The organism is Streptomyces sp. NPDC006476, from assembly GCF_040612015.1.
Classification (GTDB): Bacteria; Actinomycetota; Actinomycetes; order Streptomycetales; family Streptomycetaceae; genus Streptomyces; species Streptomyces griseorubiginosus_B.
In genome coordinates, this window is record NZ_JBEXPK010000007.1 from 218281 (window position 1) to 239503 (window position 21223).

At 70.6% G+C, this 21223-nt stretch carries 23 protein-coding genes and 1 riboswitch; of the genes, 11 read left to right on the top strand and 12 right to left on the bottom strand.

The window, feature by feature from the left end:
- Positions 1 to 274 precede the first annotated feature (274 nt).
- The 3 genes from ABZZ74_RS10630 to thrC all read right to left on the bottom strand — a co-directional run bounded on the left by ABZZ74_RS10630 (position 275) and on the right by thrC (position 2598).
- A complete protein-coding gene (locus ABZZ74_RS10630; protein WP_019057200.1) occupies positions 275 to 481 on the bottom strand; it encodes a cold-shock protein in 207 nt (68 codons plus the stop codon).
- A 442-nt stretch (positions 482 to 923) separates the two neighbouring features.
- Positions 924 to 1199: a MoaD/ThiS family protein gene (locus ABZZ74_RS10635; RefSeq protein ID WP_058924632.1), complete on the bottom strand. Its 276-nt coding sequence runs from the start codon at positions 1197 to 1199 to the stop codon at positions 924 to 926.
- Between the two features lie 112 nt (positions 1200 to 1311).
- A complete protein-coding gene (thrC, locus tag ABZZ74_RS10640; protein ID WP_356763231.1) occupies positions 1312 to 2598 on the bottom strand; it encodes a threonine synthase in 1287 nt (428 codons plus the stop codon).
- An 18-nt stretch (positions 2599 to 2616) separates the two neighbouring features.
- Positions 2617 to 2771, bottom strand: a riboswitch (SAM riboswitch).
- Positions 2772 to 2897: 126 nt separating this feature from the next.
- On the opposite strand from thrC, the gene ABZZ74_RS10645 reads away from it, so the two are divergent.
- Positions 2898 to 3842, top strand: a complete 945-nt coding sequence (locus ABZZ74_RS10645; protein ID WP_356763233.1) for a glucosyl-3-phosphoglycerate synthase — start codon at positions 2898 to 2900, stop codon at positions 3840 to 3842.
- 84 nt (positions 3843 to 3926) lie between these two features.
- Positions 3927 to 5321 carry a trehalose-6-phosphate synthase gene (locus ABZZ74_RS10650; RefSeq protein WP_356763235.1) on the top strand — a complete coding sequence of 465 codons (1395 nt, stop codon included), beginning with the start codon at positions 3927 to 3929 and terminating at the stop codon, positions 5319 to 5321.
- Here the strand turns inward: ABZZ74_RS10650 and otsB are convergent.
- From otsB to ABZZ74_RS10665, 3 genes are all read right to left on the bottom strand, one after another.
- A complete protein-coding gene (gene otsB, locus ABZZ74_RS10655) occupies positions 5309 to 6166 on the bottom strand; it encodes a trehalose-phosphatase (protein WP_356763238.1) in 858 nt (285 codons plus the stop codon). The genes ABZZ74_RS10650 and otsB overlap by 13 nt on opposite strands.
- Positions 6167 to 6680: 514 nt before the next feature.
- On the bottom strand, positions 6681 to 6917 hold the full coding sequence (locus ABZZ74_RS10660) for a DUF3263 domain-containing protein (protein ID WP_356763240.1): 237 nt from the start codon (positions 6915 to 6917) through the stop codon (positions 6681 to 6683).
- A 50-nt stretch (positions 6918 to 6967) separates the two neighbouring features.
- On the bottom strand, positions 6968 to 8233 hold the full coding sequence (locus ABZZ74_RS10665; RefSeq protein ID WP_356763242.1) for an extracellular solute-binding protein: 1266 nt from the start codon (positions 8231 to 8233) through the stop codon (positions 6968 to 6970).
- 110 nt (positions 8234 to 8343) lie between these two features.
- Between ABZZ74_RS10665 and ABZZ74_RS10670 the strand changes: the two genes are divergently transcribed.
- The 3 genes from ABZZ74_RS10670 to ABZZ74_RS10680 all read left to right on the top strand — a co-directional run bounded on the left by ABZZ74_RS10670 (position 8344) and on the right by ABZZ74_RS10680 (position 11444).
- A complete protein-coding gene (locus ABZZ74_RS10670; RefSeq protein ID WP_356763244.1) occupies positions 8344 to 9285 on the top strand; it encodes an ROK family protein in 942 nt (313 codons plus the stop codon).
- The gene (nagA, locus tag ABZZ74_RS10675; protein WP_356763246.1) at positions 9285 to 10427 is read left to right on the top strand and encodes an N-acetylglucosamine-6-phosphate deacetylase; all 1143 of its coding nucleotides are present in this window, start codon (positions 9285 to 9287) and stop codon (positions 10425 to 10427) included. The genes ABZZ74_RS10670 and nagA overlap by 1 nt, the downstream gene beginning before the upstream one ends.
- Before the next feature lie 87 nt (positions 10428 to 10514).
- Complete coding sequence (locus tag ABZZ74_RS10680) at positions 10515 to 11444, top strand: 1-phosphofructokinase family hexose kinase (RefSeq protein WP_356763248.1); 930 nt, start codon at positions 10515 to 10517, stop codon at positions 11442 to 11444.
- Positions 11445 to 11453: 9 nt separating this feature from the next.
- Here ABZZ74_RS10680 and ABZZ74_RS10685 read toward each other — a convergent pair whose 3' ends face one another.
- Together ABZZ74_RS10685 and cdgB are read right to left on the bottom strand one after the other, a co-directional pair.
- Positions 11454 to 12434, bottom strand: a complete 981-nt coding sequence (locus tag ABZZ74_RS10685; RefSeq protein ID WP_356763250.1) for a carbohydrate-binding protein — start codon at positions 12432 to 12434, stop codon at positions 11454 to 11456.
- A gap of 132 nt (positions 12435 to 12566) precedes the next feature.
- Positions 12567 to 14222, bottom strand: coding sequence for a diguanylate cyclase CdgB (gene cdgB, locus ABZZ74_RS10690; protein WP_356763252.1), 1656 nt, complete (start codon positions 14220 to 14222; stop codon positions 12567 to 12569).
- Between the two features lie 302 nt (positions 14223 to 14524).
- Between cdgB and ABZZ74_RS10695 the strand changes: the two genes are divergently transcribed.
- Positions 14525 to 15109, top strand: a complete 585-nt coding sequence (locus ABZZ74_RS10695; protein ID WP_133045673.1) for a flavin reductase family protein — start codon at positions 14525 to 14527, stop codon at positions 15107 to 15109.
- A 61-nt stretch (positions 15110 to 15170) separates the two neighbouring features.
- The gene (locus ABZZ74_RS10700; protein WP_356763254.1) at positions 15171 to 15653 is read left to right on the top strand and encodes a GNAT family N-acetyltransferase; all 483 of its coding nucleotides are present in this window, start codon (positions 15171 to 15173) and stop codon (positions 15651 to 15653) included.
- Here ABZZ74_RS10700 and ABZZ74_RS10705 read toward each other — a convergent pair.
- Both ABZZ74_RS10705 and arfB read right to left on the bottom strand, forming a co-directional pair.
- On the bottom strand, positions 15650 to 16549 hold the full coding sequence (locus ABZZ74_RS10705; RefSeq protein WP_356763256.1) for a sigma-70 family RNA polymerase sigma factor: 900 nt from the start codon (positions 16547 to 16549) through the stop codon (positions 15650 to 15652). The two genes, ABZZ74_RS10700 and ABZZ74_RS10705, sit on opposite strands and share 4 nt — an antisense overlap.
- A 113-nt stretch (positions 16550 to 16662) precedes the next feature.
- Positions 16663 to 17103, bottom strand: a complete 441-nt coding sequence (arfB, locus tag ABZZ74_RS10710) for an alternative ribosome rescue aminoacyl-tRNA hydrolase ArfB (protein ID WP_356763258.1) — start codon at positions 17101 to 17103, stop codon at positions 16663 to 16665.
- A 175-nt stretch (positions 17104 to 17278) separates the two neighbouring features.
- On the opposite strand from arfB, the gene ABZZ74_RS10715 reads away from it, so the two are divergent.
- Positions 17279 to 17854 carry a TerD family protein gene (locus ABZZ74_RS10715; protein WP_356763260.1) on the top strand — a complete coding sequence of 192 codons (576 nt, stop codon included), beginning with the start codon at positions 17279 to 17281 and terminating at the stop codon, positions 17852 to 17854.
- 63 nt (positions 17855 to 17917) lie between these two features.
- Here ABZZ74_RS10715 and ABZZ74_RS10720 read toward each other — a convergent pair whose 3' ends face one another.
- The gene (locus ABZZ74_RS10720) at positions 17918 to 18049 is read right to left on the bottom strand and encodes a DUF397 domain-containing protein (RefSeq protein ID WP_356763307.1); all 132 of its coding nucleotides are present in this window, start codon (positions 18047 to 18049) and stop codon (positions 17918 to 17920) included.
- A 27-nt stretch (positions 18050 to 18076) separates the two neighbouring features.
- Between ABZZ74_RS10720 and ABZZ74_RS10725 the strand changes: the two genes are divergently transcribed.
- Genes ABZZ74_RS10725 through ABZZ74_RS10735 form a run of 3 tightly spaced genes read left to right on the top strand, consistent with a single transcriptional unit; the run spans position 18077 to position 19777 of the window.
- A complete protein-coding gene (locus tag ABZZ74_RS10725) occupies positions 18077 to 18292 on the top strand; it encodes a hypothetical protein (RefSeq protein WP_356763262.1) in 216 nt (71 codons plus the stop codon).
- A 48-nt stretch (positions 18293 to 18340) separates the two neighbouring features.
- Entirely contained in the window at positions 18341 to 19303 is a 963-nt protein-coding gene (locus ABZZ74_RS10730; RefSeq protein ID WP_356763264.1) for a bifunctional GNAT family N-acetyltransferase/NUDIX hydrolase, read from the top strand.
- 6 nt (positions 19304 to 19309) lie between these two features.
- On the top strand, positions 19310 to 19777 hold the full coding sequence (locus ABZZ74_RS10735) for a hypothetical protein (RefSeq protein ID WP_356763266.1): 468 nt from the start codon (positions 19310 to 19312) through the stop codon (positions 19775 to 19777).
- Positions 19778 to 19787: 10 nt separating this feature from the next.
- Here ABZZ74_RS10735 and ABZZ74_RS10740 read toward each other — a convergent pair whose 3' ends face one another.
- Entirely contained in the window at positions 19788 to 21218 is a 1431-nt protein-coding gene (locus tag ABZZ74_RS10740) for a M1 family metallopeptidase (protein ID WP_356763309.1), read from the bottom strand.
- Positions 21219 to 21223: the final 5 nt, after the last annotated feature.

Here is a 21223-nt window from a genome sequence, read left to right on the forward strand (position 1 = left end):
GCTCGCCGACCCGTGGGTTCCTTGCCCCACCCGGCCTGCGGGCCTCACCGACCCGGTCCTTCTTTGTCACTCTCACCTTCAGAGTGCTAACGCCAATGATTAGCACTCGGGCATGCCGAGTGCAAGCGCCTCCCGGGTACTGGGCAGGTCTCGCAGGGGATCCGGGGCCGCTTGACGCAGACATGCCGAAGGGCCCGTACCCATGACTCCCCATGGGGTACGAGCCCTTCGAAGAAAACAGAAGAACGACGCTGCTATCTACCCGGCGCGTGCTTCAGCTGGTCGCGAGTCGGACCATGTCCGCCTGCGGCCCCTTCTGACCCTGCGAGATCTCGAAATCGACCCGCTGGCCCTCTTCCAGGGTGCGGTACCCGTCCATCTGGATGGCGCTGTAGTGGACGAAAACATCCGCACCACCGTCGACCGCGATGAAGCCGTACCCCTTCTCCGCGTTGAACCACTTGACGGTGCCCTGAGCCATGCCTAACTCCCCTATTACTGGCCCTTGCACAGACCCGCACTTCGCGGGTCCGGGTCAGACCTCACCCCCCACGGTTTGGGGGCGTGCGCCGGAACGCGTCGACCGCGGCTGAATGTATCTGTCCAACTGCCGTCTGCAACAGGTCAATCGGACGAGAATTCTGGACGTCAGGGGTCCGGAATGTAGTGAGAATTCACCCGAATTCAGGGCAAGTCGGGCCCCATAAAGGGCGCATAAGGCGCAAAAGACGCGCACACTTTGGCTACTTCTCATCGCATCCGGAGACGGCACTCATATGCGTTCGGCATGCGGGAGGCAGCAGGTTCCCCAACTGTACCGTGCTCAACCATGCAGAATTGCCCCCTCCGTTTCTCTCGCGGAGGAGGCAATTCGATGAACACTCGGTAATCGCTGTTACCGACGGTAATGATCGGTCATCCGGTCAGCCGCCGGCGACCGCGGGAATGATCGAGACGCCCGCACCGTCCGGGGTGGCCGTCTCCAGCCCCTGCTCGAACCGCACGTCGTCGTCGTTGACGTACACGTTGACGAACCGCCGCAGCTTGCCCTGGTCGTCGAGGACCCGGGCGGCGATCCCGGTGTGGTTCTTCTCCAGATCGGCGATGACCTCGGCCAGGGTCGCGCCTTCGGCGCTCACTTCGGCCTGGCCGCCGGTGTAGGTGCGCAGGATGGTGGGGATGCGGACGTTGACGCTCACGATGAGACCTCCGGTCGGGTGATGGCTTTCAAGGGCCGCGGGGCTGTGTCCAATGTGCGGCTACCGCCGCGTGGGCGCGACCAGCCCCGACCGGCCCGCAGACGACGACGGGTTATACGAGACCAGCCTCGCGGAACGACTCCAGGCTGGGACGAATGGTCGCAGTCAACCCGGTCCCGGCCACCGCATCCAGCGTCTTCAGCCCATCCCCCGTGTTCAGCACGACCGTCGTCAGCGCCGGATCCAGCACACCCGCCTCGATCAGCTTCTTCGTCACTCCGACGGTCACCCCACCGGCGGTCTCCGCGAAGATGCCCTCGGTCCGCGCGAGCAGCCGAATCGCATCGACGATCTGCTCGTCGTTCACGTCCTCCACCGCACCGCCGGTACGCCGTGCGATGTCCAGGACGTACGGGCCGTCCGCCGGGTTGCCGATGGCCAGCGACTTGGCGATGGTGTTCGGCTTCTGCGGCCGGACCACGTCGTGCCCCGCCTTGTACGCGACGGAGACCGGGCTGCACCCCTCGGCCTGCGCGCCGAAGATCTTGTACGGCTTGTCCTCGACGAGCCCGAGCTTGATCAGCTCCTGCAGCCCCTTGTCGATCTTCGTCAGCTGGGAGCCGGAGGCGATCGGCACCACCAGCTGGTCGGGCAGCTTCCAGCCGAGCTGCTCGCAGATCTCGTACGCCAGGGTCTTGGAGCCCTCCGCGTAGTACGGCCGCAGGTTGACGTTGACGAAGCCCCAGCCCTCGCCGGCCGGGTCGCCGATCAGCTCGGAGCAGAAGCGGTTCACGTCGTCGTAGTTGCCCTCGATGCCGACGAGTTCACCGCCGTAGACCGCGGCCATGACGACCTTGCCCTGCTCCAGGTCGTGCGGGATGAACACGCAGGAACGGAAGCCGGCCCGGGCGGCGGCGGCGCCGACCGCGCCCGCGAGGTTGCCGGTGGAGGAGCAGGAGAGGGTGGTGAAGCCGAAGGCGCGCGCGGCCTCCAGGGCCTGGGCGACGACACGGTCCTTGAAGGAGTGCGTCGGGTTGCCGGAGTCGTCCTTGACGTACAGGCCACCGGTCACGCCCAGCTCGCGCGCGAGGTTGTCGGCCTTGACGAGCTTGGTCCAGCCGGGGTTGATGTTCGGCTTGGTCGCCACGTCCGCCGGAACGGGCAGCAGCGGCGCGTAACGCCAGATGTTCGAAGGTCCCGCCTCGATCCGCTTGCGGAGTTCCTCGGTGTCGTAGACCGAGAAGTCGTACGCGATCTCGAGCGGGCCGAAACACTCCTCGCAGGCGAAGACCGGGCCGAGCGGTACCCGGTGGCCGCATTCGCGGCAGCTCAGCGCCGCGGCGGGACCGAGGTCGACGGCCTGGGAGTCGGTGGTGCTTGCAACAGTCTGCGCAGCCATGTGAGGCGAGGCCCTTTCTCCTCATCTTCCTCACGACGCATCTCGCCGTGAGACGGATTTGGCACCTTCCCTAGCCGGGAGCCTCGCGGAATGATCAACGTCGATCTACGAGACCGGCTGGAGGGTTGCCGGGGCTTCATCGGGCCGTGTCCCTCTGCCCCTCTGGATGAGCGGTATTCGGTTGTACGTTCAATGACCTCGGACATGCGATGGTCATCGACGTTGTTCAAGACTGTAACCGAAGGCCAGGACAGTTGAGAGAGTCGTCCGAACCGCGAGACAAGTGAGGAGCCGCCTACGTGCTGGAAGAAGTCGAGCGCTGGCTGAGCACCCGCTCCTGGTCCGTCACCGACCGACCGCTCCACCAGATCCTGGCCGCCAAGCAACGAACGGGCCGGACGGTGTCCGTCGTGCTGCCCGCGCTGAACGAGGAGGAGACGGTAGGCGACATCGTCGCGATCATCCGTCACGACCTGATGCAGCAGGTCCCGCTGGTCGACGAGATCGTGGTCGTCGACTCCGGCTCCACCGACCGCACGTCGGCGGTCGCCGCGTCGGCCGGCGCGCGGGTCGTCCACCGCGACGACATCCTGCCCCGCCTCCCGGCCGTACCCGGCAAGGGCGAGGTGCTGTGGCGCTCGCTGCTGGCCACCACCGGGGACATCGTCTGCTTCATCGACGCAGACCTGAAGGAGTTCTCCTCCGACTTCGTCTCCGGCATCGTCGGCCCGCTGCTCACCGACCCGGGGATCGACCTGGTCAAGGGCATGTACGACCGCCCGCTCGCCGGCGCGAGCGGCCAGGGCGGCCGGGTCACCGAACTCATGGCCCGCCCGCTGCTCAACATGCACTGGCCACAACTGGCCGGTTTCGTCCAGCCGCTCGGCGGCGAGTACGCGGCCCGCCGCAGCCTGCTGGAACAGCTGCCCTTCCCCGTCGGCTACGGCGTGGAACTCGGCATGCTGGTCGACGCCCTGCACCTGGTCGGCCTCGACGCCCTCGCCCAGGTCGACGTCGGCGTCCGCAAGCACCGGCACCAGGACGGACAGGCCCTGGGCCGCATGGCCGCCGCCATCTACCGCACGGCCCAGCTCCGGCTCGCCCGAGGCCACCTCATCCGTCCCTCCCTCACCCAGTTCGAGCGGGGCGAGGACGGCTTCGAGCCGCGCACCTATTCGGTGGACACCGAGGAGCGGCCGCCCATGGCGGAGATCGCGGAGTACGCGGAGCGCAAGGTCGCGTAACCCCTCGGAGCGGGCCGTATACGGGGCGAGGCCGTGAACCGGCCATACGTTTGAGTGTTTCCGGGCCGGGCTAGGTTGAGGCGTATGGCTTCCACGCACGGCGCTCATCAGGTGCTGGTCGCGTCCAACCGCGGCCCGGTCTCGTACGAGGTACAGGAGGACGGCTCGCTGGCCGCCAAACGGGGCGGCGGCGGGCTGGTCTCCGGTCTGTCGGCGATCGGGCCCGACGCGGGCGCCCTGTGGGTGTGCTCCGCGCTGTCCGACGGCGACCGGGAGGCGGTACGGCAGGGCGTCGGCGAGGAGGGCGTGCGCATGCTCGCCATCCCGGCCGACGTGCACGCCGACGCGTACAACGGCATCGCCAACTCGGTGCTCTGGTTCGTCCACCACATGCTGTACCAGACCCCGCTGGAGCCGGTCTTCGACGCGGAGTTCCGACGGCAGTGGGCGTCGTACGAGACGTACAACCGGGCGTTCGCCGAGGCGCTGGCCGAGGAGGCGGCGGAGGGCGCCGCGGTGCTGGTGCAGGACTACCACCTGACGCTGGTGCCGGGAATGCTGCGCGAGCTGCGCCCGGACCTCAGGATCGGTCACTTCTCGCATACGCCGTGGGCGCCGGTGGACTACTTCCGGATGCTGCCGGACGACATCGCGGAGCAGGTGCTGCGCGGCATGCTGGGCGCCGACCGGCTGGGCTTCCTGACCCGGCGCTGGGCGGACGCGTTCACGGCCTGTACGGAACTGGTGGGCGGGCTCGGGAACACCGAGGTCGGCGTGCACGGGCTCGGGGCGGACGCGGACTTCCTGCGGCAGCGCTCGCACGAAAACGACGTCGTGGAGCGGATGGCCGCCCTGCGCGAGGAGATCGGTGCGGGCCGGAAGACGATCGTGCGGGTCGACCGGACCGAGCTGTCGAAGAACATCGTGCGCGGGCTGCTGGCGTACCGGCAGCTGCTCGACGACCACCCGGAGTGGCGGGAGCGGGTCGTGCACGTGGCCTTCGCCTACCCCTCGCGGCAGGACCTCGCCGTGTACCGCGACTACACCGCCGAGGTGCAGCGGCTGGCGGAGGAGATCAACTCCCGGTACGGAACGCCTGGTTGGACCCCCGTGGTGCTGCACGTGAAGGACGACTTCGCGCGCTCGCTGGCCGCCTACCGCCTGGCCGACGTGGCGCTCGTCAACCCGATCCGCGACGGCATGAACCTGGTCGCCAAGGAGGTTCCGGTCGTCTCCGACGACGGCTGCGTCCTGGTGCTGTCCCGCGAGGCCGGCGCCCACGCCGAGCTGGGCGAGGACGCGATCACGGTGAACCCGTACGACGTGATCGGCACGGCGGAGGCGCTGCACACGGCGCTGACCCTGCCGGCCGAGGAGCTGGCCGAGCGCGGCAAGCGGCTGGCGGCGGCCGCCACCGCGCTGCCGCCGGCGCAGTGGTTCCTGGACCAGCTGAACGCGCTGGTGGATCAGCCGAGTTGAGCCGCCAGGGCGGACAGGAGGTGTACGACCCCTGCCGGGCCGTCGACCACCAGGTCCGCCCTCTCCCTCAGCTCCGTGACCTCGTCGCTCCCGCTGCACACCAGTAGTCCGGGCACCCCGTCGGAGCGCAGCTTCTCCACCGCCCCGAACGCCGGGAGGTCGCCCAGGTCGTCGCCGCCGTAGAGGACGGCCCCGGCGGAGATCTCACGGACGTACTCACTCAGGGCCACGCCCTTGTCCATGCCCGGGGGGCGGAGTTCCAGGACCAGCCGGCCGGGCTCCACGATCAGGCCGTGCCGTGCCGCGAGGTCGCCCAGCGGCCCGCGCAAGGCCTCGAACGCCGCCTGCGGGTCACTCGCCCGGCGGGTGTGCACGGCCAGCGCACGGCCCTTCTCCTCGATCCAGGTGCCCTGCGCCTGCCCGGCGCCGGCCCGGTCGAGGAACCCGGGCAGTTCGGCGCGGACGGCGGCGACCCCGGGGTGCGGCGCCGGGGCCGTGACCTCGCCGCTCCCCGCGTCCCAGCGCTCGGCGCCGTAGTGGCCGAGGACGACCAGGTGCTCCAGTCCCGGCACGCCCGCGAAGCCGCCGTGCCGGACGGCCACCTCCGCCGGGCGCCCGGTGACGACCGCGACCGCGGCCACCTTCGGGGCGAGCCGGGCCAGCGCGGGAACGGCGTCGGGGTGGGCGCGGGCCTGTTCGGGGTCCGCAACGATCGGAGCGAGCGTCCCGTCGAAGTCAAGGCCGATCACGGCCTTCCCGGGATTCGCGAGAATCGCACCGAGCCCGTCCCGCCCGGCCCGGGTCACAGGCGTCGGCAGGGGATCCGTGTCCGTATGGGTACCCATACGGGGACCCTAACCGGGATGCGCCGAGACATGCGCGGCCCGGGGGTGAGCGAGAACGGCCGGCTGGGGGGCGGCTGGGGTGCGCGGAAATGGCGGGCGTGGGGTGCGCGGGAATCGCGGGCGCGGGGTCGCGGGACCGTCAGCCGCTGGTGCGCGGAAACCCTCGACACGGGGCACGCGGGAACCGTCAGCCGCCCGGGCGCGGAAACCGTCAGCGCGGGGCGCGGGCGAACCGTCAGCCGAGCAGGCGCGGAAACCCTCGACACGGGGCACGGGCAAACCGTCAGCCGAGCAGGCGCGGAAACCCTCGACACGGGGCACGGGCAAACCGTCAGCCGAGCAGGCGCGGCAACCGTCGGCGCGGGAAGCGCGGAGATGGCGCGGCGTGCGCGGCAACCCTCCTCCTGGAATGCACGACAGCTGTCACGGCCGGCGTGCCGCGACCCTCGACGCGGGGTGCGCGGAAACCGGCAGCCGGGGTGCGCGCGAACCGGCGGTCGGCGTGCGGGAAGCGTCAGCGTTCCGAGCGCCGCTGATCGCGCACCCTTCTCAGTCTGTTCACCGTCACCGGGTCGTGGGCCAGTGCGCGCTCGTCGTCCAGGAGGGCGTTGAGCAGCTGGTAGTAGCGGACCGGGGCGAGCCCCAGCTCCTCCCGTATCGCCCGCTCCTTCGCGCCGGGGCCCGTGAAACCCCGGCGCTCCAGGGCGAGGACGGCCCGCTCGCGCTCCCCCAGCTGGTCTTCCCGGTCCATGTGACGAACCGTAGCGCCCGCCACTGACAGCCACCCCCGGCCAGGGGTGCCTAGTCGGAGCTCTCCGCCCTGGTCGCCGTGGACTGCAGCCGGCCGAGGACGGCCGCCGGGCTGCCGTTCGGGGCGACCGCCTGGCCTATGCGCTGTTTGACCGCCGCGCTGACCGCCGCCCAGGACGTCTTGCCGACCGGCGGCAGCTCGGACTGCGGAAGCTCGTCCAGGAACGGCTTGAGCGCGGCGTCCCGCTGGTCGCCGCTCATCGCGTCGGACGCGGAGTTGGTGACCGGCAGCAGGTCGTACTCGCGGGAGAAGGCGAGGACGTTCTTCTCGCTGTAGACGAAGTCCAGGAAGTCACCGACCTGCTCGGCGTGGCCGTTCTTCTTGAAGGCCATCATCCAGTCGGCCACACCCATCGCGGTCGTGCTCGGCCCGTCGGCGCCGGGCATCGGCACCATGCCGAACTTCACGCCCTTCTTCGCGGCGATCTTCATCAGCGAGGGGTGCCCGTTGAGCATGCCGACCTCCCCCTTCGCGAAGGCCGCGAACGCGTCGGCCCGGTTGAGCTTGCCCGGCGCGACCGGCCCGGTCAGCCCCTTGCCGACCAGGTCGTCCTTGAGCCAGTTGAGGGTGGCGACGTTCTCCGCCGAGTCGATGCCGTACGTGCCGACGGTGTCGGTGTAGCCGCCCCCGCCGCTGAGCATCCACTGCATGGTCTCGGCCTGCGCCTCCTCCGGCCCGAGCGGCAGCGCGTACGGGTACTTCACGCCCCGCGCCTTGAGCACCTCGGCGTCCGCGGCGAGCTGCTTCCAGGTCCTCGGCGCGCTGAGCCCGGCGTTCTTGAAGAGGGTCTTGTTGTAGAACAGCAGCCGGGTGGAGGCCGCGAACGGCATCCCGTACTGCACGCTGTTGACCTGCCCGGCGGTGGCCAGCTGGGAGGCGAAGTCGGCCTGGGTGCTGATGGAGAGCAGGTCGTCCGCCGTGTACAGCAGGCCCTTGTCGGCGTAGTCGGCATACGCGCCGATCTGTGCCAGGTCGGGCGCCTTGCCGTCGTCGACCATCTCCTTGACCTTGCGGTCGACGTCGTTCCAGGAGTAGACGGTGACGTCGATCTTCACACCGGCGTGCTTCGCCTCGTACTCCCCGACCAGCCGGTCCCAGTACTTCTGCGAGCTGTTGGCGGCGGAGTCACCGTAGTCCGCCGCGACCAGTCTCAGGGTCACGTCTCCCGAACCGCCGGTGACACCGCAGCCGCTCAGGGCCGCCGTCATGCCCAGCGCGGCGACCGCCGCCGCCGTTCCCGTCCTGCGCCGCTGCACTGCTATGCCACGCCCCAACTGTCTCGCCGTTCAATATGTGGACCGTTTTAAGGTCTACACCACGTAAGTGGACTAGACCTCTCGCGGGTCAGCGGGCCACACTACATCCCGTGAGACATGTCATCGCCCTCGATGTGGGCGGAACCGGGATGAAGGCCGCGCTCGTCGGCGCCGGCGGCGAGCTGCTGCACCAGGCTCGCCGGGCGACCGGACGCGAACGCGGCCCGGACGCCGTGGTCGAGGGCATCCTCGACTTCGCCGCCGAGCTGCGCGCCCACGGCGCCGACCGCTTCGGCGCACCCGCCACCGCGGCCGGCGTGGCCGTCCCCGGCATCGTCGACGAGCCGCGGGGCGTGGCCGCGTACTCGGCCAACCTCGGCTGGCGGGACGTACCCCTGCGCGACCTGCTGTCCCGGCGGCTCGGCGTGCCCGTCGCCCTCGGCCACGACGTGCGCACCGGCGGACTCGCGGAGGGCCGGATCGGCGCGGGCCGGGGCGCGGACCGCTTCCTCTTCGTCCCCCTCGGCACCGGCATCGCGGGTGCCATCGGCATAGCGGGCCGGGTGGAGGCGGGCGCGCACGGCTTCGCGGGCGAGATCGGTCACATCGTCGTACGACCCGGGGGCGCCCCCTGTCCGTGCGGCCAGGTCGGCTGCCTGGAGCGGTACGCCTCCGCGGCGGCCGTTAGCGAGGCCTGGGCCGCCGCCACCGGTGACCCCGGCGCGGACGCCGCCGACTGCGCGAAGGCCGTCGCGTCCGGCGATCCGAACGCCGTCCGGGTCTGGCAGGAGGCGGTCGACGCGCTGGCTGACGGTCTGGTCACCGCCCTCACCCTGCTGGACCCGCGCACGCTGATCATCGGCGGCGGGCTCGCGGAGGCGGGGGAAACCCTGTTCACACCGCTGCGGGAGGCGGTCGGGCGCCGGGTGACCTTCCAGAAGCTGCCGTCGATCGTCCCCGCGGCGCTGGGGGACGCGGCGGGCTGTCTCGGTGCCGGGCTGCTGGCCTGGGATCTCCTCAACTCAACCGACCGCACGGAGGTAACCACCTGATGGGTTCTACCAAGGTTCTCGCCGGTGCCCGGGTGGTGCTGCCCACAGGGGTCGTCCCCGACGGCCGTGTCGTCGTAGAGGACACGCGGATCGCGGCCACGGCTCCCGAGAACGCCGAGGTCGTCGACGTCTCGGGGCACTGGCTGGTGCCGGGGTTCGTCGACATCCACAACCATGGCGGGGGCGGGGCGTCCTTCTCCGGGCCGGTGGACGACGTACTGAAGGCCATCCGCACCCACCATCTCCACGGCACCACCACCCTCCTCGCCTCCACGGTCACGGACGACATGGACTTCCTGGTCAAGCAGGCCGGCCTGTTGTCGGAGCTGGCCGAGCAGGGCGACCTGGCGGGCATCCACTTCGAGGGACCGTTCATCTCGCCGTGCCGCAAGGGCGCCCACTCCGAGGAACTGCTGCGCGACCCCGACCCCGCGGAGGTGCGCAAACTGATCGACGCAGGGCGCGGCAAGGCGAAGATGATGACTCTGGCCACCGAACTGCCCGGCGGTGTCGACTCCGTACGGCTGCTCGCCGAGCAGGGGGTGATCGCGGCGATCGGTCACACGGACGCGACGTACGAGCAGACGGTGGAGGCCATCGAGGCGGGGGCGAGGGTCGCGACGCACCTGTTCAACGCGATGCCCCAGATCGGTCACCGTGCCCCGGGCCCGATCACCGCTCTCCTCGAGGACGAGCGCATCACCGTCGAACTCATCAACGACGGCACGCATCTGCACCCGGCGGCCCTCCAGTTGGCGTTCCACCACGCGGGCGCCTCGCGAGTCGCTTTGATCACCGACGCGATGGATGCCGCAGGCGTCGGCGACGGTCGGTATCTGCTCGGCCCCCTGGAGGTCGAGGTCAGCGAGGGCGTGGCGCGGCTGGTGGAGGGCGGCTCCATCGCCGGGTCGACGCTCACGCTGGACCGTGCGTTCAAGCGGGCGGTCACCGTGGACGGGCTGTCCGTCGAGGACGTGGTGGCCGCGATCTCGGCGAACCCCGCCCGGCTGCTCGGCATGGACGACCGGATCGGCTCGCTGGAGGCCGGCAAGGACGCCGACCTGGTGCTTCTTGACCATCAATTCGACCTCAAGGGCGTGATGCGCCGGGGTGAATGGGTGGTCGATCCGCAACTGGGGTGATCTGTCCGGCTGTTGAGGGCGGCGGTCGTCCTGTGAAAATAGGACGACCACGTTCTGCATGTCTTTCTCCGGGGGAGGTCGGCCCAGGTGATCCTCACGGTCACGCTGAACACCGCTCTCGACATCACGTACCGCATCCGGGCGCTGCGTCCGCACACCTCGCACCGGGTGACGGACGTGGCGGAACGCCCCGGCGGCAAGGGCCTGAACGTGGCCCGGGTGCTGGCGGCCCTCGGCCATGAGGTGACGGTCACCGGCTTCACGGGCGGCGCAACGGGCCGCACGGTGCGGGAGCAACTGACGGCCACGCCCGGACTGGTGGACGCCCTCGTCCCGGTCGCCGGCCCGACCCGCCGCACGATCGCCGTCGTCGACACGACCTCCGGCGACACGACCCAGCTCAACGAACCGGGCCCGACCGTCACGGCCGCCGAGTGGTCGGTCTTCCAGGATGCGTACGAGGACCTGCTGCCCTCCATGTCGGCGGTGGCCCTGTGCGGCAGCCTGCCGCCGGGGGTGCCGGTGGGGGCGTACGCCGTCCTGGTCCGTCTGGCCCGGGCGGCGGGCGTTCCGGTGCTCCTCGACACGAGCGGCGAACCCCTGCGCCGAGGGGTGGCGGCCCGCCCCGACCTGATCAAACCGAACGCCGACGAACTGGCCGAACTCACCGGCTCCCACGAACCGCTGCGCGCCACCCAGGACGCCCGCCGACGAGGAGCGACGGCGGTCGTCACCTCCCTCGGCTCGGACGGCCTCCTCGCGGCCACCCCCGAGGGCCGCTGGCGAGCCACCCCACCGACCCACCTCCACGGCAACCCCACAGGCGCGGGCGACTCCGCGGTGGCGGGCCTCCTGTCCGCCCTGGTCGAACAACTCCCTTGGCCGGACCGCCTGTCCCGAGCGGTAGCCCTGTCAGCGGCGACGGTACTGGCCCCGGTGGCGGGCGAGTTCGACCGCGCCGCGTACGAGGAACTGGTGGGGCGGGTCGCGGTGACGGGCGAGGTCACCGCTGCCTGATCCCGGCCGCTAGTTCTTGACCTGGCCCGCCTTCAGCCACAGCTGGTCGAGCAGGACGTTGCACTTGTCGCCGGCCTGGCAGGAGAGCGTGATCGTGTTGGTGCCCTGCTTGAGGGAGGGCCAGGCGTAGGTCTTGGTCCAGCCGTGCGCGAAGTCGCCGTCCTTGGCGTGCGCGAAGTTGCCCAGGTTCAGCTTGCTTCCGAAGGTCTTGCCGTTGACGCTGAGCGTCATCGACTGGTCCTCGCCGGCCGCGCTGAAGTAGGCGAAGACGGTGTAGACACCCGCCTTGGGGATGTCGTCGATCGTCCACGTGACCGACGCGCCCTGGTTGTTCAGGTTGGTGACATAGCTGCCGCCGTCAGACTGCGCGCCCTCGACGTCCGACGCGACCGTCGCGCCACCCCCCAACTGGAGGTCCTTGGCGTCGGTCTTGGGAAGGTCCGCTGCCGCGCTGGCGCTCGCCGACTGGCTCGGCTGGGCGCTCTGGGACGTGGACGTCGTCGGCGTGGAGTCGCCGCTCGCCTTGTTGTCCGAGTCGTCCCCGCCCATGATCGCCACACCGATGCCGATGACCACCGCGGCGACCACCGCTATCGCACCGATCAGCAGCCCCTTGGTGTTGGGACCACCGCTGCGGCCGCCACGCGTCGGCTGCTGCTGCGGGGCCGTCGGGGCGCCGCCGCCGGGGAAGGTCTCGGGAGCCGCGTAGTGGGCGCTCGGCTGACCGTACGCACCCTGCTGCTGCGGCACCTGACCGTACGCGGCGGTCTGCTGCTGCGTCGGAGCCGACTGGCCGTACTGCTGCTGCGTCGGAGCCGGCTGCCCGTACTGCCGCTGGCCGACCGCGCGCGTCCGGTTGACCGAGCCCGGGTAGCCGTAGCCACCGCCACCGGACGGCGGCTGGGCGCCATTGGCCTGCCCATCGGCGTAGAGGTAGCCGAACGGGTCGTCGTCCTCGGGCGTGCTGGCGCCGTTGTTGCCGGACGTCATCCCTTGGTACTCCTAGCGGGTGCGGGTCGGTGCGATACGTGGGGTCAGAATGGCGAGCCTACCCGCTCTCCATGCCCCAAACGGGTGACTCGGATCGCATCGTCTCGCGGATGTGCCCCCTGACCTGGGGGTTCATCCCGCCCGTCTGTGCTGTTTGGGACGAGATCGTTTCTCTACGTACATCCGCTCGTCAGCGGACTTCAACACTTCGTCCGCGGTCATGCCGCAGTGTGCCCATCCGATGCCGAAGCTGGCGCCCACCCGCATGGCCCGCCCGTCGACCCGGATGGGCTGGATGATCTCGTTGCGCAGCCGTACGGCGAGGTCCTGGGCGTCGGCCCGGCCGAGCCCGTCGGCGAGGACCACGAACTCGTCGCCGCCGAGACGCGCCACGGTGTCACCGTCGCGCACCCCCCGGGACAGCCGCCGGGCGACCTCGATGAGCACCGCGTCGCCCGCGTTGTGCCCGAACCGGTCGTTGATCGACTTGAAGCCGTCGAGGTCGCAGAAGAGCACCGCGAGCCCCTTGGTGCCGTCGTCGCGCTCGCCCTCGGGGGCGACGGTGTGCACATGGTGGTCGTAGCCGTCGAACATCTCGGCGCCGCCCGGCCGGAAGTCGAAGCCGTGGCCGTTGACGTCGAAGGCGGGGTGGCCGTAGGCCGCGTCCAGGGACTCCAGGGCGCCGGGATGCGCGGCCCGCTGACAGAGCCGGGAGGACAGGCGCGAGCGGAGTTCGGCGGAGTTCGGCAGGCCGGTGAGGGAGTCGTGGGAGGCGCGGTGGGCGAGATGCAGCTCGCGGCGCTTGCGCTCCTCTATGTCCTCGACGTGGGTGAGCAGGAAGCGGGGGCCGTCGGCGGCGTCCGCGACGACGGAGTTGCGCAGGGAGACCCAGACGTAGGTGCCGTCCCGGCGGCCGAGGCGCAGCTCCGCGCGCCCGCCCTCGGCGGAGGTCCGCAGCAGGGTGCCTATGTCCTCGGGGTGGACGAGGTCGGAGAAGGAGTAGCGGCGCATCGCGGAGGCGGGGCGGCCGAGGAGGCGGCACAGGGCGTCGTTGGTGCGCAGTATTCGCCCGTGCTGGTCGCCGCCCATCTCGGCGATGGCCATGCCCGAGGGGGCGTACTCGAAGGCCTGCCGGAAGCTCTCCTCGCTCGCCCTGAGGGCCTGCTGCTCCCTTTCGAGCCTGACCAGTGCACGCTGCATGTTGGCACGCAGCCGGGCGTTGCTGATCGCGATCGCGGCCTGGAACGCGTACATCTGGAGCGCTTCGCGTCCCCATGCGCCCGGTCGGCGGCCGTTGCGCGGCCGGTCCACGGACAGCACGCCGATCAGCTCGCCGCACGAGCCGCCGGGCGCGCTCGGCATGTACATGGGCGCGAACAGCCGGTCGGCGGGGTGCCACTCGTCCTCGAAGCGGGGCGCGGGCCCGTCGGTGTACCACTGCGGGACGTCGTCGTCGTCGAGGACCCAGCCCTCGGTGTGCGGTATGAAGACCAGGTCGCCCCAGTGCTCACCCATGGCCAGGCGGCGCTCCCAGGAGTCACGGGAGCCGACCCGGCCGGTGATCAGCGCCTCGGCCGCGGCGTTGCCGGCGAAGGCGGCGACGACGAGGTCGCCGTCGGGGCGGACCAGGTTGACGCACGCCAGCTCGTAACCGAGGCCGTTGACCACACCGTCGGCGACGGTCTGCAGCGTGTCCGCCAGGCTGCGGGCCGTGTTCATATCGGCCATGACCTGGTGCAGTTGTCGCAGAGTCGCAAGACGGACGTAGGGCTCCGACTCGGTCTCCATACTCGCCCTCCCCCCGAGACCTCGCAGCGAATCAAGGGTTCTCATCGGCGTATCGTTCTGGCAGCTTCCCCGCCACTGAATCACAGCGCGCTGCCCACTCGGTACACAGGGTCAACAATTCCCGCCTCTTGTGACTCAAGTCACAGCGAAAGATGAACAATTGAGTGGGGTTTCTGCGTTTTTCCTGTGCGTTTACTGGACGCGAACTTTGGTTATGTGGCGAACTCCGCCGGTGGTCCTAGGTCCGGCCTCGGCCCGACGTCCGATGCGGTCGGCGCGGACGGGAGATTAGCGTTTCGAGCGTGCCGAACACATCCCTTGCCACGTCCCCGATCACTGTCCCGTCGCCCGCCGGGCATGCTGAGGGGGTGAGCAACGACGAGTTCCGCGCCGCCATGTCCCGGCTGGCCGCGGGCGTGGTCCTGGTGACCGCCCAGGAGCCGCCGCTGGACCCCGACGACCCGTCGGCGCCGGCCGGCGAGGACGTCGGCATGACGGCGACGGCCTTCCTGTCGGTCTCCCTCGACCCGCCTCTGGTGCTGGTCAGCCTGCGCACCGGCGCCCGCATGGACGACCTGCTCGACGAACAGCCCCTGTGGGGGGTCTCGGTCCTCTCCGAGAGCCAGCGCCACATCGCCGGCCGCTTCGCCATGAAGGGCCGCATCAGCGACCGCCTCCTCTTCGAGGACATCCCGTACGTCCGCGGCAAGGCGACCGGGGCGCCCCTGGTGGGCGGCGCCCTGGCGACCCTGGAGTGCCGAACCGAGCAGCGGGTGATCGCCGGCGACCACACCCTGGTGATCGGCCGCGTCCTGACGGCGGACGTACCGAGTGCGGACGGGGGGCCGCTGACGTACTTCCGGGGGCGCTACCGGCAGTTGGGGTGACCGTGACGCGCGCGCACTAATTGCGTGGCACGCGCACGTGACGGCCTCCTAGGGTGCGCGCATGACGACGACCGGGCCCCGCCTCGAAGAGATCACCACCGCCAACCTGGAGGCCGCCCTCGCCGTCCGCGTCCGGCCCGACCAGGAACACGCGGTCGCGCCCGTCGCCCACTCCCTCGCCGAGGCCTACGTCCGTCCCCCGGACGTCGCCTGGCCCCGGCTGATCGTCGACGGTGACCGGGCCGTCGGCTTCCTGATGGCCTTCCTCGAGATCGACTGGAACCAGGACGGCACGCGCTTCCGCTCGGGCCTGTGGCGGCTGAACATCGCGGCCGATGAACAGGGACGCGGATACGGGCGGTTCGCGGTCGCCTCGGTGGCCGAGGAGATCCGCCGCCGGGGCGGGAAGCAGTGCTATGTCACATGGCACCCCGGCCCAGACGGCCCGGAGGGCTTCTACCTGGGCCTCGGCTTCCGCACCACGGGCGAGACGAGCGGCGGCCAGACCGTCGGCGTGCTGGACCTCACGGGTCAGTACGGCTAGTCGACGAGATCGACGTCCTGCGCCGCCACGCGCGCGTGGTCCGTCACGATGTCGATCACCGCGATCCGGTCCCGTACGAACGTGAAGGCGAGCGTGCGGTCCAGCTCCCCCTCCACGTACACCGCAAGGCCCGTACGGCCGCCGATCAGGGCAGGGCGGGCCGAGTAGCCGAAGTGCCGGAAGCTGGAGGCGCCCCTGGCCACCGCGACCGCGCCGGTGGTCACACCCACCTCGGTGCGGGCGACGACGTCCGGGTCCAGCAGCTCCACCAGCGCCTCGAAGTTCCCCTCCCGCGCGGCCGCCAGAAAGGCGTTCACGACCCTCCGCTGCCGTACCCGGTCGGCGTCCGGAGCCTGCGCGCCCTGCACCCGCCGACGCGCCCGGCTGGCCAGCTGCCGCGCCGCCACCGGACTGCGCCCGACGATGTCCGCGACCTCCTCGTAGGACACCGCGAACAGGTCGTGCAGCACGAACGCCAGCCGCTCCGGGGGCGTCAGCGTCTCCAGGACGACCAGCAGGGCGACGCCCACGGAGTCGGCGAGCAGCGCGTCCCGCTCGGGGTCGGCGGCGGAGACCTCCGCCACGCGCGCGTGCGTCTCCAGCGGCTCCTCCGCGCGGGACTTGCGCGAGCGCAGCATGTCCAGACAGACCCGGCCCACCACCGTCGTCAGCCAGCCGCCCAGATTGTCCACCTGCCCGGCGTCGGTACGGCTCAGCCGGAACCAGGCCTCCTGGACCGCGTCGTCGGCCTCGTCGGCCGATCCGAGCATGCGGTAGGCGACCGCCCGCAGATGACTCCGGTGTGATTCGAAGCGCCGGGCGAGGAATTCATTGCCGTCCGCATTCCCGGCCTCCGCATTACCGGCCGCCCCCGCGGGAAATTCGCTGGCATCCATACTCGTCACTCCTCACACCCCGGTCCCTTGTCGACGACATGACGGACGGAGGGGCCTGGATGTGACAGAGGACGTTCTACGAATGCGCCAAGCATGGTTTTCCCGCCCGGGGCCTACCCCCAGTCCCGGCCGGACCGCCCCCGCTTCGTCTCGGACCGCTGCTTCTTCTCCCGCAGCCTCCGCTCGTTGATCCCGCGGGGAATCCGGGTGGGCCGACGCGGCTTCGGCGGCGGCGCGCTCGCCTCGGCGAGCAGGGCGGCCAGCCGTACGGCGGCGGTCTCACGGTTACGCCACTGCGAGCGATGCTCGGACGCGCGTACGACGACCACGCCGCCGTCGACAAGGCGGCCGGCCAGCCGCTCCAGCGCCCGCGCCTTCCACACCTCGGGCAGCGCGTCCGTGTTGGCCAGGTCGAAGCGCAGCTCCACCTGGGAGTCGCTGGTGTTGACGTGCTGGCCTCCCGGCCCCGACGACCGCGAGAAACGCCACATGAGCTCGGCCTCGGGAAGCGAGACGGAGCCGCGGATGAGGTAGGGACCGGACATGTCCCCCATGGTCGCGCGTCTGACCGGCACACGTCACGCGATTAACGTTCACCCGAAGTTCGGTAAAGAAAGTAAAGAGAGCTGGAACCTTCCGTACCCCTCGTGGCGTTCATACGGGTAGCTGTAGCTTCAAGCCCGTACGCCGTACCGCGCCGTACGCACACGAGGGAAAGGACTCCCAACCATGGCTGTAAGCCTGTCCAAGGGTGGCAACGTCTCGCTCACCAAGGAGGCTCCGGGCCTGACCGCCGTCACCGTGGGCCTCGGCTGGGACGTCCGCACCACCACCGGCACGGACTTCGACCTCGACGCCTCCGCGATCGCGGTCAACACGCAGGGCAAGGTCTACTCGGACGCCCACTTCGTCTTCTTCAACAACAAGCAGACCCCGGACAACACCATCGTCCACACCGGCGACAACCGCACCGGTGAGGGCGAGGGCGACGACGAGGCGATCAACGTCAACCTGGCGGCCCTCCCGGCCGACATCGACAAGATCGTCTTCCCGGTCTCCATCTACGACGCGGAGACCCGCTCGCAGAACTTCGGCCAGGTCCGCAACGCCTACATCCGCATCGTCAACCAGGCCGGCGGCGCCGAGATCGCCCGCTACGACCTCTCCGAGGACGCGGCCACGGAGACGGCGATGGTCTTCGGCGAGCTGTACCGCAACGGCGCGGAGTGGAAGTTCCGCGCGGTCGGCCAGGGCTACGCGTCCGGCCTGGTCGGCATCGCCCAGGACTTCGGCGTCAACGTCTGACACACCGCTGCGCTGAGCGGGAGCCCCTGGCCGCGCGGTTCGCCGCGGCCGGGGGCTCCGGCGTCACGCCTGGGACACGAAGGCGGTCCAGGTGGTGGGGGTGACGGTGAGGCGGGGGCCGTCGAGGTTCTTGGAGTCGCGGATGTGGATGGTGCGGGGCGCTATCGCGATCTCGACAAACGTCCCACCGCCGATCCGTCCGGAAGCTTCAGCAGCTCGATCTTGCCGTCCACACCTGGGTGGGCATCGCCGTCTCCCCGCCGTACCGGCGCACCGGCACCGTACTCACCGACATCCACCCCACCCCCCGACGGCCCCCGCTACGCGGCCCGGAAGGACTTCGTCTACGGCGAGGACGTCACCATCGCCGACTGGACGATCTCCAGGGACAACCTGCCCCGCTACCCCGACGAGGACGCGGCGAAGCCCAGGCGGTAGCCCGCTGTCCTCGGCGGGCGCCCAGGTCGGCGCCCGATACTGTCTGCCATGCTTCTCGAACGGCTCTCGACCACGGACCGGGCCCTCCCTGCCGAGCTGCTCATCGAACTCGCCGCTCTCTACACCTCCAACCGTGAGTTCCACGCCCTCAGCGGTGACTTTCCCGACCCGGACGACATCCGGCCGGAGCAGGTCGCGGCCGCGCTCGCCGATGAGCTGGTGAATCCGGACGTCGAGGTGCTGCTCGCCCGTAGCGAGGGTGTGCTCGTCGGTATCGCCGTCACGCTGGCCCACCACCCCGACCCGGCCGACCCGGACCCGTGGATCGGGCTGCTGATGGTGGATGCCGGGGTCCAACGGCGCGGCTACGGGCGGCGGTTGGCGTCGCTCGTCGAGGACCGTTTCCGTACGGCGGGCCGAACCGCCGTACGCCTCGCCGTGCTCGACGCCAACCCCAAGGGCCTCGCCTTCTGGACCGCCCTCGGTTACGAGGTGATCGACCATCGGCGGGACCGGCAACTCGACCGCCCCTGCGCCGTGTTGCGCAAGGTGCTGCGCACACCCCGCCGGGCGGCCCGCGTCGCCGTACTCGACCCCGACGGCGCGGTGTTCCTCTTCCGCTACCACAGTCCCGAGGTCGGCATCCACTGGGCGCTGCCCGGCGGCGGCCTCGACGGGGACGAGACGCCGCGCGAGGGCGCCCTGCGCGAGCTCCGCGAGGAGACGGGCTGGACCGACCTCGAACCGGGCCTCTTCCTGTGCACCTGGGAACACGACTTCACCCGCTTCGACATGCCCGTCCGCCAGCACGACACCATCTACGTCACCCACGGCCCCCACCGCGACCCCACCGGCCCCCACCTCACCACCGCCCACGCCCAGGACGGCATCCTGTCCTGGCGCTGGTGGACCCGCCGGGAACTCAGCCAGGAACGCGAGCCGGTCTGGCCACCGGGACTTGCCCGACTGCTGGACGGGGTGGACGAACGGGACAACCGGGGCGAGGCCTGACCGACCGTGGAGTGGACGACCCTCGCCGGCACCGGACTCGGCGCACTGATCGGTGTCGGCTCGACCCTGCTCGCCGACCGGGTGCGCTGGCGCCGGGACGCGGCCGACCGCGACCAACGGGACCGCAGGGACATCTATGTCACCTGCCTGACGAAGTACCGGCTGGCCTACGAGGACATGCACGCGGCGGCCACCGAGCACCGGGACCGGGACACGCTCGCCGCAGCTGTACGGCAGGCGTTCCGGACCTCCGGCTGCGACGAGGCCCGCGAGTCGGTCCTGATCTGCGCGCCCCAGGAGCTGGCCGACGTGCTGGAGGACGTCTACGCCACCCTGCGCGAGCTGCTGGAGGTACTCGCCGTCGGCGAACCGGCTCTCGACTCCCCCGAGTTCCAGGAACAGCGTCTGCGGCACGGGCGGGCGGTCTGGGCGGCCCGTGCCGCGATGCGCCAGGACCTCGAACGGCGGGCGTGACGGCCGTCGTTCACGGGCGGGGCGGTTTGCCCTCGCCGTACAGCCACTGCTTCCAGATGGGGGCGAAGTCCTTGTCCGGTGCCGACTTCTCCACGTACGCCGTGAAGTCCGCCGTGTCCGCGTTGCCGTGGCGGTGGGCGGCGGCCCAGCCCTGGACGATGTCGTAGAAGGTGTCGTCGCCGACCGTCTCGCGGATCTTGTGCAGGACCATCGCGCCGCGTTCGTAGACCGGGGCGTCGGAGATGTGGGCGGCGCCGCTCGGTTTCGCGGGCGGGAAGGACCAGAGGCCAGGGTGGTCGTCCTCGCCGTGGGCGTAGAGCGCGTCGAAGGTCTGCTGGGCGGTGTGGCCGTCGTGGTCCTCGTCCCACAGCCATTCGGCGTAGGTCGCGAAGCCCTCGTTGAGCCACATGTCCCGCCAGCTCTTCGGCGTCACGGAGTCGCCGTACCACTGGTGGGCCAGTTCGTGGACGAGCGTGCCGGTGTCGGGGGCGGAGGGGAACACCGGCCGGTTCTGCGTCTCCAGGGCGTAGCCGACGTCCTTCGCATCGTCGACGATCGCGCCGGTGGAGGAGAAGGGGTACGGGCCGAAGTTGTACTCCTCCCACTCGATGATCTCGGGCAGCTGCGCGAGCACCTCGCGGCTCGCCTTCGCCTGCGTCGGGTCCACGGCGACGTACACGGGCAGACGGTTCTTGCCGATCGTGGAGCGGCTGATGTCGTAGTGGCCGACGGCGACCGTGGCGACGTAGCTCGCCATCGGTTCGGGCGTGTGCCACGTGAAGGTCGTACGGTCCCCGGTGGTCGTCTCGCCGGTCAACTCCCCGTTGGACACGGCCTGCAGACCCTTCGGCACGGTGACCGCGATGTCGTACGACGCCTTGTCGGACGGGTGGTCGTTGCCGGGGAACCACGCCATCGCGCCCGTCGGCTCGCCGAGGGCCAGGGCGCCGTCGGTGGTGGGCAGCCAGCCCTCCTGGGAGCCGTCGGGGTCGGTGATGGTCTGCGGGGTGCCGGAGTAGCGGACGGTGACGCGGAAGGTCTCCCCGTCGTCCAGGTCGTCGTGCGGGCGGACGGTGAGTTCCTGGCCGGCCCGGTCGAAGCGGGCGCTGCGGCCCTCGACGGTGACCTCCTGGACGTCCAGGCCCTTGAGGTCCAGGTCGAACGCGGAGAGGTTCTGGGTGGCGCGGGCCGTGAGGGTCGCGGTGCCGGTCAGCCGGCCGGCGCCATGCGGGTCGTAGGCGAGCCGCAGGTCGTAGTGGCCGACGTCGTATCCGCCGTTGCCCGCCTTCGGGAAGTACGGGTCGTGCACACCCGGGCCGCCGGGGGTGCCGTGGACCCCGCCCGAGCACGCGGTCAGGGCGAGGGTGAGAGCGAGGAGGGCGCTGGGGACGATACGTACGGATCGGGGCACCCCAGTGATCCTATGGCGGCGTGACACCATCTCGT